This window comes from Kitasatospora sp. NPDC059673 (assembly GCF_042734215.1).
In the GTDB taxonomy this organism is placed as follows: domain Bacteria; phylum Actinomycetota; class Actinomycetes; order Streptomycetales; family Streptomycetaceae; genus Kitasatospora.
In genome coordinates, this window is sequence record NZ_JBHWEN010000033.1 from 26,372 (window position 1) to 40,500 (window position 14,129).

Sequence of the window (14,129 nt, forward strand, 5' to 3'; positions counted from 1 at the left end):
CCTTCGAACGCGCGCCACGCCTGGACTGGCTCCGCACCGGCCGAACGTTCGCAGGCGACATGTCGGCGGCGGTGACACCCGCCGCCTGCGCTTCACCTGCGGCCCGCCCGGACAGCGGCCCACCGTCGGCCAGGCCTTCGCCAAGCTGCCCGTCGCCCGGGCGGTCGGCACCTGACCGATCGGCGCACCCACCACCGAACGGCGCCTGCCCACCCGACGGGGTACTGCTGGTCTCCTCGCCGCGCGGCCGGGGTTTGGCCACAGTCGACGGCACTACTTGCGGGCAGGGCAGCCGCTGGCCGGGGCGCTCGATGGACGGGCGCGCCGGAGGCTGCCGGTCCGACGGCCCCTGCGGGACGGGGGGACGGGGAAGGGGCGAGGGCGAGGCGGGACGGGCCTGGGACTGTGGGGTCGCGGTCGGGGACGTGCCCGGCCTCGCCATTCCCACGACTCCCGAGGGCCTGGCCCGCAGCTCCGCGGCGTTGCGGGTCTCGGCCCCGGTCCCGTCCGGGGACCGACCGTCACCGGTCACCCTGTGTCCGGGAATGTGAGTGGGCATGCGTTGGTCTGCGCCGTTCTGCCGAGTCATGTGCTGATAGGGACGCCATAAGGGAGCGTAGCGTGACCAAGTCGCTGCACAGTGCTACCGCCACTCGGGCGTCGCCCGATCCGGTGGCAGTGGCGGGCTCCACCGGCACGTCGCGGAGCGGGCCCCGGCCGGCTGTCGGGCGCCCTGCCTCCGCTGGGCCGCCGACCAGCGGAGACTTCCCCCGACACGTCGGAATCTTTGAGCCACGTCCCCACTTGCGGCTGTCGCCCGCCCGGGCTCACCCGTCTCAGCGGTGCTCTCAACTCACCTGGGGTTCCTTCCTGTTGACGGGATGCTCCGTTCGGTCAACCTTCCATGTCCGCTGTTGCGCAGATCCGATCACTTGCGTCGTACCAACCTCCAGTGCGCTCCGTGCCGTTCGACGAAGCCCAGCGAGCTCAGCTCGTGCAGGTGGTGCACGGTCTCCTGCGGGGAGAGCGCGGCGTACTGGGCGAGTCGCTGCACCGGCGCGCCGTCCGCGCTCGCCGGCACCGCTTCCAGGACTCGGGCCACCGACGGCACCAGCGCGTCCCGAGGCAGGATCGGACCCGCTCGTTCCGGTGCCAGGTCGTTGCCGATGGAGCCGATCAGTTCGCCCACTTCGGCACCGTTGGTGACCAGATTCGCGGCTCCGCTTCTGATCAACGCATGGACTCCGGCCGAGAGTTCGGACGTCACCTGACCGGGAACAGCCATCGTGTGCCGGTTGAGATCCATGGCGCGTCGTGCGGTGCTGAGCGCGCCGCTGCGAGGCGCGGCCTCGACCACGACGGTGCCTCGGGTGAGCGCCGCTATCACCCGGTTGCGCAGCACAAATCTGAACCTGGTCGGGTTCATCCCGAGCGCCAGTTCACTCACCAGCAGCCCGGAGTCCCCGATCCGCTGAATCAGTGCCTCGTTCCCGCGCGGGTAGCAGATGTCGACCCCACTGGCCAGAACCGCGATCGTCATCCCGTTGACGGCCAGCGCACCCGAGTGGGCGGCTGTGTCGACGCCGTATGCGGCTCCGGAGACCACCACCCAGCCACGCTCGGCCAGTTCCGAGCCGAGCTGTCCGGCGATGTGTCGCCCGTATGCGGTGCAAGCCCGGGATCCGACGATGGCGACCGATCTGAGCGCCAGTAGGCGCAGCGAGGGAAGGCGTGTCCGCGGCCGGCCTCGGATCCACAGCCCGACCGGGCGGCTGTCACCAAGGTCGTCCAGCTGAGAAGGCCACTCCGTGTCGCCCGGAATGATGAACTTCCCACCGAGCTTGGCGATTCGTTCAAGGTCGGTGGCCGGGTTGAACTTTCGCAGCCTCTCCTGGTAGGCGGAGATCCGGTCCGCTCCTAGCCCAAGTCTGCTCGGCGACGCTCCACCGTAGAAGCCCTGCACCAGGCCGACCGCACCGAGGCGCTGGATCGCCCGGCCGATGGCCGCGTCGCCCGGTTCGATCAGCCGGGTGAGCGCTGCCCTGGCGACCCGCTCGGGCTCGGGCGGATCCGGCGTGGTCACTGCGGCGGCCCACCAGGTGGGACGGATGACCCGCTGAGTGGAATGGCTTGTGGCGGCCCGTTCGGCTGTGCAGTGCCGACTCGTCACGGCGCTGTGGGCGGCATGGCCTGCGGTAATCGCAGTGTCTGGTACCGACAATCGGGGATCCACCGCGTCCGAGCCCGGTCGGTGGACGGCTGGCGGGCCGGCTCCACGAATCAGGTGGCGCAGCCGGTCCTGGCCGTCACCTGCCGCACGGTCGTCGGGCGGGTGGGGAGGGCAGGGGCTGTCAGGTGGGCCCGGCAGGGTGGGCTCGCCCACCGCTCGGAGTCTTCCCTGCCGGGCCGGGACGCCGTGCGGGTGTGCGGTGTCGGCGTCTCGGACCTGGCTGTCGGGCGCCGAGGTGAGCGGCGCTGGGCCGGCGGTATCGGCGTGCTGATGGGGCATGGGAAGTGCTGCGGTCACGGAAAGGTCCTCCTGCGATGGCTTGTCCGGCGGCTGAGTTGGTGCGCGGGCGGCTTCACGGTTCGACGGGCTGTGGGCCTACTCGGCGAGCCGCTGTTGGGGCGCCGACGAGATGACGGGCGGTCAGAGCTCGGCGCCTAGGTCGGCATCCACGTCGTAGTACGGGTCGGATCTGCGGTCGTTCGGGCGGGTAACGCGCTGAACTCCGGTGCGGAGGGTGAGCGCGGTCTGGACGTCGGCACGGGTGGGGCGGGGCCGACGGGCGAGGTCGGCGACCGTCCAGGCGACGCGGAGGATCCGGTCGAGGCCTCGCGCGGTGAGCAGCCCCCGGTCGAGGTCACGCTCGGCGTCGATGAGCGAGCCGGGCGCGAGTTGCCAGCGCGTGCGCAGTTCGTGCCCAGGCACTTCGGCGTTCGTCCGCCACGGGGTGTCGGCGAGGCGAGCGGCGGCCCGCTCGCGGGCCTCCCTCACGCGTTCGGCGACCGTGGCCGTGCTCTCGACTTTTCCGCCTTGCTGCATCAACTCGGCTCTGCTGACCCCGGCCACCTGTACTTGGAGGTCCACTCGATCCAGCAATGGTCCTGACAGTCTTGCTTGGTAGCGGTTGACCATGACGGGTGTGCATTCGCAGCCTTCTCCTCTCAACGAATAGCGGCCGCAGGGGCAGGGGTTGGCGGCCAGACAGAGCAGGAAGCGGGCGGGCAGCCGCATCGAGCCCGCGGCTCTGGCGATCATCACCTCCCCCGATTCCAAGGGCTGGCGAAGGGCATCGAGGACCCGGACCGGGAATTCGGGTGCCTCGTCGAGGAAGAGCACGCCACGGTGGGCGAGGGAGACGGCACCGGGTCGGGGCAGTCCCGTTCCGCCGCCCACGATGGCGGGCATGGTGGTCGAGTGGTGCGGCGCGCAGTACGGCGGGGTGTCGATCAGCGGACGGTCGGGTGGGAGCAGGCCGGCCACGGAGTGGATCGCGGTCACTTCGAGGGCTTCGGCCTGGGTGAGTGGTGGGAGCAGGGCGGGGAGCCGTTCCGCCAGCATGGTTTTGCCGGCTCCGGGTGGCCCTTTGAGGTACAGGTGGTGGCCGCCCGCCGCGGCGATCTCCAGGGCTTGCCGGGCTTCGTACTGCCCGGCCACGTCGGCAAGGTCGGGTCGGCAGGCCTGGTCCGAGGTGACGTCTCGGACGCCGAGCCCGGGGAGCATGAGTCCGGCGAACGAGGAGTCGGGGCGGCCGATGGACGGGTCAGGTGGTTCGTCGGGAATGGGGGCATTGGTGAGGATGGCGATGAGCTGGCGCAGGCTTCGCACACCGAGGACGGAGACGCCTGGAACCAACTCGGCTTCGGCGGCGGTCTGTTCGGCGACCACGATCTGTCGGTAGCCGGCGTCCGCCGCAGCGAGTACTGCGGGCAGGACGCCTCGCACCGGGCGTACCCGGCCGTCCAGTCCGAGCTCGCCGATGATCAGCAGGCCGTCGATCGACGCGGGGTCGAGCCGTTCGGCGGCCGCCAGTACGGCGCAGGCCACGGCCAGGTCGTACCCGCTGCCGCTCTTGGGTACGGAGGCCGGGGTGAGGCCCACGGTGAGTTTGCGAAGCGGCCATTTCTCGCCGCTGTTGGAGACGGCTGCGCGGACCCGGTCGCGGGCTTCCAGGAGGGCCTTGTCGGCGAGGCCCACCAGGCTGAAGGCTGCGAGTCCGGGTTCGAGGTCGGCCTGGACCTCGACCACGACGCCGTCCACTCCGACCAGGGCGACCGAGCAGGTGCGGGCGAATGCCATCTCAAACCGCCCCGCGCAGGTGCTCGACCGCAGCGGCGCCCTTGAGGGGGTTGACCACGGCGACCAGGTCGATGCGGACTCCGCCCGGCGGCGGGGGTGCCGGTCCGCCGGCCGAGGCTTCGTCCGGCGGTTCGCCGCCGTCGACCCGCTCGGCGGCCAGCACCAGTCGGGAGAAGTGCACGGGCCAGCGTTCGGCGAGCCACCGTTCGGCGAGGTGGCGCAGCCGATCGGCCTTGTTCTGGTCGATCGCTTCGGACGGCTGCTGGAAGCCACGCTCGGACCTGGTCTTCACCTCGCACACCGCGAGGGTGTCCCCGTCCAGTGCGACGATGTCGAGCTCGCCCTCGGCGCAGCGCCAGTTGCGCTCCAGGATGCACAGCCCGCCCTCCGTGAGCCGGCGGGCGGCGACCTCCTCGCCGTAGCGTCCGAGGCCGTTGGTGGAAATCTTGTTGGGATTCTGCACGGCAATCACCTCCGGCCGGAAGGTTGCCGTCACGGCCGGGAGGTGGGCCAGCGAAATCGCCACACCTGTGGATAACTCGGGCCTGTGGATAACTTAGATCGCTCGTTCGAGTGGCAAACCCGAAATGCGCTGGACAGCCGGCGATCTCAGCGACCAGTCTCGGTGGCCCGGGCATCGCCGCAGGTCATCATGGTGCGGCTGCTCGGGTGGAAGGATGCGTGCGGTCGGCCGCGCCATTCCCCGCCCACCCTGGGCAGTCGGGCCTGGGGCACTCCCGGGCCGGCCGTTCAGCCGCAGAACGGTCAGTTCCCGAACGCGGAATCGTCCGAGGGCAGCTCGAGATCGCTCTTGGCCAGTTCCTCGATATTCACGTCCTTGAAAGTCAGAACGCGGACCTTCCGAACGAACCGGGCCGGTCGGTACATGTCCCAGACCCACGCATCCGCCATCGACACTTCGAAGAACACCTCGCCCTGCACCGAATGCACCTGCAGGTCGTAGTCGTTCGTCAGATAGAAACGCCGCTCGGTCTCGATCACGTACTTGAACAGGCCGACGACATCCCGGTACTCCCGGTAGAGCTTGAGCTCCATCTCGGTCTCGTACTTCTCGAGGTCTTCGGCACTCATTCCAAGCGTCCCCTCACTCGTCACGTCCACCCCATTGTGGACCACCGGGCCCGTGCTCAGAGCCGTACTGGCGGTTCTGGCGGTCCTTCCGTCAGAACCTGCTCCATCAGCGCGGCCAGTCCGCGCGGATACACGGTCTCCTCAGTGGTCCTCAACTCCCCCACCGTCCACCACCGGGCGGAGAGCAGCAGTGCGTGCTCCTCCGCCCCGCTCTGCCGAAGTGCCACCTCGCTCCGCCCGATGCGGGCCAGGTGGAACCACTGCTCCTGTTCGTAGTTCCTGCCCCGGAAGGAGAACTCCACCGTGCCGTACGCAATCAGCGGTCCCCACTCCACCTCGGTCAGCCCGATCTCCTCGGCCAGTTCACGCCGGGCCGCTTCGGCCGGGCTCTCGCCCGGCTCGATGCCGCCGCCTGGCGTGATCCACCAATCGACGCCCGGCGCGGCCGGATCGGTCCCCTGCAGCAGCAGGACGCGCCCCTCCGGGTCCAGCAGCAGCACGCGAACAGCCTTGCGACGCTCGACCGCCACCTGGTTCAGCTCCGTCCTGAGGTTCTGCGCACGTTTCCGGGCCGGACCCGAGGTCTGGCCGGCCCCCGATTCAGGCCTTCCGCCGCCTCTGCAGTTTGCGGCCCAGCGAGACCGCCCAACCCGCCGCCGAAGCGAGGACGATCAGGGCTGCCCCGCCGACCGCCGTCCAGCTGGCGGGCACCAACACACCCGCTTGGTGCGCACGCGGCGCACCCAGTTCGTCGAAGGTCGCAGTGCGCCCCTCCAACCCTGCGCGGGACAGCGGCAGGATCACCGCCTCGACCCTCGCCTTCACTCCGGAGGCAGGAACGGAGCCGAAGGCCACATCCAGGTGGCTGCGCGAGTCTATCGAGTTCCCGCGGAAGTCGCCGAGCAGGAACAGCCGTCCCTCGGGCACCGTCACCGAGAATGTCGTGGCGACCACCGTGGCCTTCGCCAGGTAGGGCTCCTCCACCTGGTGGCCGTTGACGGTGATCCGCCCCTCGCGGTCGCCGGAGACGGTGTCGCCACCGACGGCGGCCACCCGCTTGACCAAGGTGGCGTTGCCCCAATCCGGGTCCTGGAAGACCACGATGTCGCCGCGTCCGATCGACTTCTCGTCAGCGGTGTGGGCGAGGACGGTGTCGCCGATCTCCAGGGTGGGACTCATCGATCCGGTGGGGATCTTGTAGGGCCGGTACTGGATGGCGAGCATCGCGAAGCCCCCGATCAGCATCACGAATCCGATCGCGATCACCACGCCCTGCACGATCGACGCCGCGCTCCGACGGCGGGCCGGTTGGACTTCGGTGGGCGGTGTCCGTTCCGCGACGCTGCTCATCGGCTTCGCCCTCTCCTAGCGCTCACGCGCTCCGGGCGAGCGCTCGCTACCTACCTGGGCCTCGCTGTCCTGGGCTGGACAGCACTGCGGGCCGTGGCACGTGCGAGCAGATTACTCACGAGTACCACGGCCCGCGCAAGAGTCAGTCGCGGACGGTCTGCGACCGGTCAGCGACGGCGCTTGCGCACCCACCACACGGCGGGGGCCGCCAGGGCCGCACCGGCCAGCGGCGGAGCGAGCGGCCCGCCGACGGCCAGACCCTTCTGGTCGAAGGTGTCGGGGACGGGCAACGTCGCCCAGTCGCCGATCGGCCAGGCCACCACGAACGCGCGGCCGACAACGTTCCCGACCGGCACGGTGCCGCCGCCCGGCTGGTCCATGTGGAACCGGGAGTCCAGGGAGTTGGCGCGGTGGTCGCCCATCACCCAGATCCGACCCTCCGGCACCTTCACCGGACCGAACGGCTTCTCCCCGCACGGGGTGTTGCCAGGAAAGATGTACGGCTCGTCGAGTGCGATGCCGTTCACCTTGACCGGGCCGGTGCCCTGGCACTCGACGGTGTCACCGCCGACCGCGATGACGCGCTTGATCAGGTCCTTCTCGTCGCTGGACGGCATCAGCCCGATGAAGCTGAAGACATCCTGGATGCCGCGTACGAAGGAGTTGCTGCTGCGCTGGGCAGGCTCGTCGTTCAGCCAGCCGCCCGGGTCCTTGAAGACCACCACCTCGCCGCGCTCCGGCTCCGCGCCGAACCACGGGGTGAGCTTGTCGACCAGTACGCGGTCACCGACCTGGAGCGTGTTCTCCATCGAACCCGACGGAATCGAGAACGCCTGGACGAAGAAGGTCTTGATCACCAGAGCCAGGATCAGGGCGATGCCGACCAGGATCGGCAGTTCCTTCCAGAAGGAACGCTGTTTGGGAGCCTTCTTGGCCCCGGCCGGCGCCGCCGAATCGCTCTCCTCTGCCGCGTCGGACTCGGCCGCCCGCAGGGCGTCACCGTCCTCCACGTGCCGCCCCTCGGAGTTGCCCGAAGGCTCCCCGTCAGGCTCCGGAGCACCTGAGCGGGCACCGATCACCAGATCCCCCACGACATCTCCTCCCTGCTGTGCGGACGCCTGCGCGTCCGCGCTCACCAGTGCCGCACAGCGGGCACCACACTCTGCGATCGACCGACAACCCGCCTCTGGCTTGCCCTACCCGGGCACGCCCGACACCAGGCCGGAACCGAGCACTTCAGCACTTCTCTATCACTCCCGGTCAGCCGACCCGTGTTCCCACGCGCCGACCGAACCGTCAGTCGGACGTCGGCCCGGCCCACCGGTTCGTTCTCCACCGCCGCACAACGACCGGGAGGACGCCCAACACACCCATAACGAGCGGGGGTTCCGCAGGAATCGGCCCAACGGCCGATGATCCTGCCACCTGCACCGGCACGGAGGAGAGTGAATCGGGAACACCCAGTTGACCGAAGTGGGAGAGCGGCCACGCAATCACGAACGCACGACCGACCACGTTCGCCACCGGGACGGTCCCGGCGCCCGAATTGGCCATGTGGTAGCGGGAGTCCGCGGACAGGTCGCGATGATCCCCCATCACCCACAACCGCCCCTGAGGGACTGTCACCTTGAAGGTGATCCGCGAGGGCACGTTGCCGGGCGCAACGTACGGCTCGTCCAGCGGGGTGCCGTTCACGCTCAGCCGGCCCTGGGCGTCACAACACTCCACGGTGTCGCCGGCGACACCGATCACCCGCTTGATCAAGTCCCGCTCGTCATCGGAAGGAAGGAGGCCCACCGCGGAGAACACCGACGTGACCTTGTGCAGCACGGACCCGTCCGTGGACGGCTTGTGGTCCTTCTCCAGCCAGTCGCCCGGGTCCTTGAACACCACCACCTCGCCGCGCTCCGGCTCCGAGCCGAACCACGGGGTGAGCTTGTCGACCACGACCCGGTCGCCGACCTGCAGGGTCGGCTCCATCGAACCGGAAGGAATGACAAACACCTGGACCAGGAAGGTCTTCAGTACCAGGGCAATGACCAATGCCACCAGCACGATCACCGGGAGTTCACGCAGAAAGGGGCGACGGCCACGGCGCTCAGCCCGCTTGGCGGTCCGCCGGCGCTCGGCGCGGCCCCTCGCAGGCCGGCTGCCCGCGGCACCGTCCCCACCGCCTTCGGCCGTCCCCTCGACCTCTTCGGCCCCCTCGGCTACGCCAGGCACGCCTGCAGTGTCAGCAGCCTCGGCGCCATCGGCCTTGGCCACGCTGCCCGCTCCGTCGGGGACGGCCCTGGGTCTACCTCTGCTCCCCATGGCCACCGGTCCCCTCAATCGCGGCGAATGCCGCCGGCCGGTCGAGCGAGGTCGTCCGGCCAAGGGGGAACAGCAGCCAGTCGGCGCGTCCGATCACGCGATCCACGGGCACGGTGCCGCCGCCGGGTTCGCCGAGGTGGTCCCGGGAGTCGCGGGACGCGCTGCGATGGTCGCCCATCACCCACAACTTGCCGGAAGGAACCACGATGTCGAACGGCACCGCCGACGGTGCGTCACCGGGGAGCAAATAGCCGCTCTCATCCAGCGGCACTCCATTGATCCGGAGGCGGCCGTCGGAGCCGCAGCAGGTGATCCTGTCGCCGCCCACGCCGATCACCCGCTTCACGTAGACCGTGTCGCCGGCCGGGGCCAGTCCGGCTTTGGTCAGCAGGTGCTTCACGCCGGACGGTTCGTCCTGGTACGGCAGAAAGGAGCCGATGCCGTCGAAGACCACCACATCGCCCCGCTGCGGGTGCCCACCGAAGGCGTAGGCGAGTTGGTTGACCAGCACGCGGTCGCCCGGCCGCAGGGTGCCTTCCATGGAGCCGGACGGCACCGCGAAGGGCCGGGCCACGAAGGCGTTCACCAACAGCAGCGCCGCCACGCACACCGCGCCGATCCACAGCAGGTCCCGCGACCACCGCCGCCCACCGCCGTCCTCGGACTCGGACTCGGACTCGGCGGCGGCGGCGGCGTCACCCTCGCCCTCGCCCTCTGCGTCGCCTCCGGCGTCCGGGTCGTCGGCCCGGCCCCTACTCGCGGCGTCACCCTCTGCCTCGGCGTCGATCACGGCCCCAGAACCGGCCACGGTCACGGCCCCGGCCACGGCCACAGAGTCGGCATCGGTATCGCTGTCGGCGCCACCACCAGCACCGTCACCAGCAGCCGCAGCCGCAGCGGAGTCCACCACGGGCCCCGCGCCGCCACCGGCAGTGGCTGCCGCGCCGCTGTCGGCTGTGGCCCCGCTGCCGGGTACGGCCCCGCTGCCGGGTGCGGCCCCGGAAACGGCAACGGACCGCGCCGGTGTGTCCGTACCCGTGGGTGCGGGACTGCCGTCGCGGTCCGTCGGTGGCTCGTGCGTGCTCATCGGGGGTGAGCTTATCCTCCCGGTCTAAACCGGTCGGAAGACCTTACCCCGTCGAGCCTGCGCGATCACGCGTCGCGCTTCTCCTTGATCTTCGCGGCCTTGCCGCGGAGGTCACGCAGGTAGTACAGCTTGGCGCGGCGAACCGCACCGCGGGTCACGACCTCGATCTTCTCGACGACCGGGGTGTGCACCGGGAAGGTGCGCTCGACACCGACGTTGAAGCTGACCTTGCGGACGGTGAAGGTCTCACCGATGCCGGCGCCGTGACGACGGATGACAACGCCCTGGAAGACCTGGACGCGCGAGCGGTTGCCTTCGATGACTCGGACGTGCACCTTCAGGGTGTCGCCGGGGCGGAAGGCGGGGATGTCGGTGCGCAGCGAGGCCGCGTCGACAGCAGCGAGCTTGTTGCTCATCGTTGCTCTCCATCGCAGGCGCCACGGGCCGCCCACGGAAATTCGTCTCAACTGGGTGATGCTGCGGGCCGCTTCGGTTGACGATGAACCCCCCGTGGCGGAGGCACCGGTCCACTGACCCCCACGAGGGGAGCCGGGCGACAGACAGCAGTCGCCTATTCTTCCACAGGCTCTACCGCAGACCGAAATCGGCCGGCGGCGTCGTCCCAGGCCAGGCCGAGGACGCTGAGTGCTTCACGTTCCTTTTTGGTGAACGCGTCACGCTGCCAACGGGCCACCAGGTCGGGCCGGTTGGCAAGCGTGCGGGCGAAGGCCTGCTCGCGCCGCCACTGGGCGATCTTCCCGTGGTGGCCGCTGAGCAGGATCTCCGGCACCTCGCGGCCGCGCCACTCGGCGGGCTTGGTGTACACCGGGCCCTCCAGCAGGTCGGCCATGGCGCCGGGGGCGAAGGAGTCGTCCCGGTGCGACTCGGCGTTGCCGAGCACGCCGGGCAGCAGCCGGGCGATCGCCTCGACCATCACCAGGACGGCGACCTCGCCACCGGCCAGGACGTAGTCGCCGATGGAGGCTTCGACCACGGGCATCCGGGTCGCGGCCTCCTCGATGACTCGGCGGTCGATGCCCTCGTAACGGGCGGGCGCGAAGGCCAACCAGTTGCGGGCGGCCAGGTCCTGGGCGAGTTCCTGGGTGAACGGCCGGCCGCTGGGGGTGGGCACCACCAGGGTCGGCACCTCGCCCTCGGGTCCGGCCGCGAGGACGGCGTCCAGCGCCGCGCCCCAGGGCTCGGGCTTCATCACCATGCCGGGGCCACCGCCGTAGGGGGTGTCGTCCACGGTGCGGTGAATGTCGGTGGTCCACTGCCGCAGGTCGTGCAGGTGCACGTCGAGCTGGCCGCGAGCACGGGCCTTGCCGACCAGCGAGACGTTCAGCGGTTCCAGGTACTCGGGGAAGATCGTGACGACGTCGATCCGCATGTCGGTCACGCCGCACCCCCGGTCGAGTCGTCAGAGCCCTCAGAGTCCGATCCCTCAGAGTCCGAGCCCTCGGCGGCGGCCGGTCCCTCGGAGCCGTCAGAGCCCTCGGCGCCGGGGCCTTCGGAGTCGGAGCCCCCGGAGTCCAAGCCCTCGGCGTCGGCTGGTCCCTCGGAATCGTCCGAGCCCTCGGAGCCGTCAGCGCCTTCGGCGTCGTCGGCAGCAGCACTCCCCGCGTCCTTGCGCGAGGAGGCGACCACCGCGTCGGCGGGGTCGATCAGGCCGGGCGGCGGGGTGATCACGGCGCGCTGCTCGTCCAGGTCGATGGTGGGGACGATCTGCTCGACGAACGGAATGAGCACCTCGGTACCGTCGGGGCGCTGGACGGTGAGCAGGTCCTGGTAGGGGAGGTGGACCACCTCGGTGAGTTCGCCGATCAAGGTGCCGTCGGTGAGGACGACGTCCAGGCCGATCAGCTGGTGGTCGTAGTACTCGTCGGGGTCCTCGGGGGTCTCGTCCGGGTCGACCTCGGCGATCAGGAAGGTGCCGCGCAGCGCCTCGGCGGCGGTGCGGTCCTTGACTCCGGCGAAGCGCAGCAGCAGGCGTCCGCTGTGCACCTTGCCGGACTCGACGGTCAGTGGTCCGATGCCGGCCGGGTCGGTGAGGAGGACCGCGCCGGGGCCGAGCCGCAGTTCCGGCTCGTCGGTGCGGACCTCGACACTGACGTCCCCTCGGATGCCGTGGGCGCGGCCGATCTTGCCGACGACGAGCTGCACGGTGATCGTTCTCCTGAGATGAGCCTGGGTGAGGCGAGCGAGGTGGTGAGGTACAAAAAGCCGGAAAACGGGAAGGACCGGCCGGGACGGATGCGTCCCGGCCGGTCCGGAAACCCGGTGGTCGACCTGTCGGTTGACGTTGCCGGTCGATCGAGGAGGTCAGCGAATGCTGTCCACGTCGACCAGGTCGACCCGGACGTTGCGACCGCCGAGGGCGCCGACCACGGTGCGCAGTGCGCGTGCCGTGCGGCCGCCCCGGCCGATCACCTTGCCGAGGTCGTCGGGGTGCACCCGCACCTCGATGGTGTGGCCGCGGCGCAGGTTCCGCGAGCGGACCTGCACCTCGTCCGGGTGCTCGACGATGCCCTTCACCAGGTGGTCGAGGGCTTCCTCGATCATGCTCAGGCCTCGGTGGAAGCGGCCTCGGCCTCGTCAGCCTTGTCCGACTTCTTGGCCTTCGGGGTGATGGCGACACCGGTGGTGGCGTCCTCGAAGCCGGCGACGGCCTTGGCGAACAGGTGCGAGAAGTCCTCGACCTTGGGCTCGGCGACCTTCAGCGGCGCCGGAGCCGGCAGGCCCTTGAACTTCTGCCAGTCGCCGGTCAGCTTGAGGATGGCGAGCACCGGCTCGGTCGGCTGGGCGCCGACGGACAGCCAGTACTGGGCGCGGTCGCTGTCGACCTCGATCTTCGAGGGGTTGTAGGTCGGCTGGTAGATGCCGATCTCCTCGATCGCGCGGCCGTCACGCTTGGTGCGCGAGTCGGCGACGACGATGCGGTAGTGCGGGGAGCGGATCTTGCCCAGACGCTTCAGCTTGATCTTGACAGCCACGGTTGTGGATTCTCCTGGTCTTGACGTGGGTGAGCAGCGCTCCGCCGCGTGGGGCTGCGGCGCGAGGTGCCGTTCAAGGGACACGCCAGCCGTTAGGAGAGAGGGTCCTGCCTGGCTGCCGAGTACTCAGCTGTCCATTCTGCCACATTGCCGAGGCCCCCCGAACCGCGCCCCCGCACGCCCCCGAGCACCATCAGGGCCGGAAAAAGCTGTGTCGACCGCCCCCCGAAGGGGCCGGCCGACTCGTGGCCGGTCCGCGGACACCCCGCCCGCGGCCCGGATCAAGCGTTCTTCAACGGCTGTCAAGCGATCTTGAAAGGCTGCTGGCAGGCGCCGCAGACGATCGAGGCCTGCGCCAGCACGGACGGGACGACGCGGACGTTGCGGCCACAGCCGCACACCGCCTTGACCCGCACGCCGCCGCCCGAGGAACCGTGCCGGGCGGCCGGTCCGCGGAAGGCGCGGTGGTTGCCCTCGCCGGCGACGGCGAGCTGATGAGCCCCGAGCGCGCGGTCGAGACGCTCGATGGTCTCGGCGTAGCGTTCGCGGGTCTCGTGGCCCATCGTCACCTGGGAGAAGCCGCTGCTGGCGTGCGGCTCGACCGGGTGGGCCAGGCCCAGCTCGGAGGCGAGCAGCAGGAAGCGGCGGTTGTGGTAGCGCCCGGCCCGCGAGGTGTCGCGGATCTCCCGGGCAGCGGCCAGGCCGTGCGCGGCCTCGTGCAGCAGGCGCTCGAAGTTGAGCCGGGTGCCGCAGGCCGACGAGGACTCGCCGATCAGCGCCTCGGGAGACGCCAGGTCGGGCAGGTCCCGGTGGTGGGCCTGGATGTCGCTCCAGGCGGCGGCCAGTTCGGCCGCAAGGACGAGGGGCTGTGTCGTGCTCACGCTGTACCAACGATGGGGAGAGAGCCGATGTTCCGCTGGACCCGGTGGTTCGGGAATTCCCAGCGAACTCTCAGGAATGTACTTTCGCACGCGAATTGCGCGGTTCCGAA

General features: G+C 70.1%; 15 protein-coding genes. All 15 read right to left on the reverse strand.

What is annotated here, in order from left to right:
• Positions 1 to 928: 928 nt before the first annotated feature.
• The 15 genes from dprA to ACFV18_RS29300 all read right to left on the reverse strand — a co-directional run bounded on the left by dprA (position 929) and on the right by ACFV18_RS29300 (position 14,019).
• A complete protein-coding gene (gene dprA, locus ACFV18_RS29230; protein ID WP_380488245.1) occupies positions 929 to 2,083 on the reverse strand; it encodes a DNA-processing protein DprA in 1,155 nt (384 codons plus the stop codon).
• 567 nt (positions 2,084 to 2,650) lie between these two features.
• Complete coding sequence (locus tag ACFV18_RS29235; RefSeq protein ID WP_380488246.1) at positions 2,651 to 4,303, reverse strand: YifB family Mg chelatase-like AAA ATPase; 1,653 nt, start codon at positions 4,301 to 4,303, stop codon at positions 2,651 to 2,653.
• Position 4,304: 1 nt separating this feature from the next.
• The gene (locus tag ACFV18_RS29240) at positions 4,305 to 4,775 is read right to left on the reverse strand and encodes a YraN family protein (RefSeq protein WP_380488280.1); all 471 of its coding nucleotides are present in this window, start codon (positions 4,773 to 4,775) and stop codon (positions 4,305 to 4,307) included.
• Between the two features lie 293 nt (positions 4,776 to 5,068).
• The gene (locus ACFV18_RS29245; protein WP_030458804.1) at positions 5,069 to 5,395 is read right to left on the reverse strand and encodes a DUF2469 domain-containing protein; all 327 of its coding nucleotides are present in this window, start codon (positions 5,393 to 5,395) and stop codon (positions 5,069 to 5,071) included.
• Between the two features lie 56 nt (positions 5,396 to 5,451).
• Complete coding sequence (locus tag ACFV18_RS29250) at positions 5,452 to 5,925, reverse strand: NUDIX hydrolase (RefSeq protein ID WP_380488247.1); 474 nt, start codon at positions 5,923 to 5,925, stop codon at positions 5,452 to 5,454.
• Between the two features lie 70 nt (positions 5,926 to 5,995).
• Positions 5,996 to 6,745, reverse strand: coding sequence for a signal peptidase I (gene lepB, locus ACFV18_RS29255; protein WP_380488248.1), 750 nt, complete (start codon positions 6,743 to 6,745; stop codon positions 5,996 to 5,998).
• A gap of 167 nt (positions 6,746 to 6,912) precedes the next feature.
• A complete protein-coding gene (lepB, locus tag ACFV18_RS29260) occupies positions 6,913 to 7,836 on the reverse strand; it encodes a signal peptidase I (RefSeq protein WP_380488249.1) in 924 nt (307 codons plus the stop codon).
• A 205-nt stretch (positions 7,837 to 8,041) separates the two neighbouring features.
• On the reverse strand, positions 8,042 to 9,010 hold the full coding sequence (lepB, locus tag ACFV18_RS29265; protein WP_380488250.1) for a signal peptidase I: 969 nt from the start codon (positions 9,008 to 9,010) through the stop codon (positions 8,042 to 8,044).
• 31 nt (positions 9,011 to 9,041) lie between these two features.
• Positions 9,042 to 9,845, reverse strand: a complete 804-nt coding sequence (gene lepB, locus ACFV18_RS29270; protein WP_380488281.1) for a signal peptidase I — start codon at positions 9,843 to 9,845, stop codon at positions 9,042 to 9,044.
• Positions 9,846 to 10,210: 365 nt separating this feature from the next.
• Positions 10,211 to 10,561 carry a 50S ribosomal protein L19 gene (gene rplS / locus ACFV18_RS29275; RefSeq protein ID WP_030458810.1) on the reverse strand — a complete coding sequence of 117 codons (351 nt, stop codon included), beginning with the start codon at positions 10,559 to 10,561 and terminating at the stop codon, positions 10,211 to 10,213.
• A gap of 155 nt (positions 10,562 to 10,716) precedes the next feature.
• Entirely contained in the window at positions 10,717 to 11,535 is an 819-nt protein-coding gene (gene trmD, locus ACFV18_RS29280; protein WP_380488282.1) for a tRNA (guanosine(37)-N1)-methyltransferase TrmD, read from the reverse strand.
• A 5-nt stretch (positions 11,536 to 11,540) separates the two neighbouring features.
• Complete coding sequence (gene rimM / locus ACFV18_RS29285; protein ID WP_380488251.1) at positions 11,541 to 12,308, reverse strand: ribosome maturation factor RimM; 768 nt, start codon at positions 12,306 to 12,308, stop codon at positions 11,541 to 11,543.
• A 159-nt stretch (positions 12,309 to 12,467) separates the two neighbouring features.
• A complete protein-coding gene (locus ACFV18_RS29290) occupies positions 12,468 to 12,707 on the reverse strand; it encodes an RNA-binding protein (protein WP_043916171.1) in 240 nt (79 codons plus the stop codon).
• Positions 12,708 to 12,709: 2 nt separating this feature from the next.
• A complete protein-coding gene (gene rpsP / locus ACFV18_RS29295) occupies positions 12,710 to 13,138 on the reverse strand; it encodes a 30S ribosomal protein S16 (RefSeq protein ID WP_099902879.1) in 429 nt (142 codons plus the stop codon).
• A 302-nt stretch (positions 13,139 to 13,440) separates the two neighbouring features.
• Positions 13,441 to 14,019 carry a hypothetical protein gene (locus ACFV18_RS29300; protein ID WP_043916169.1) on the reverse strand — a complete coding sequence of 193 codons (579 nt, stop codon included), beginning with the start codon at positions 14,017 to 14,019 and terminating at the stop codon, positions 13,441 to 13,443.
• Positions 14,020 to 14,129: the final 110 nt, after the last annotated feature.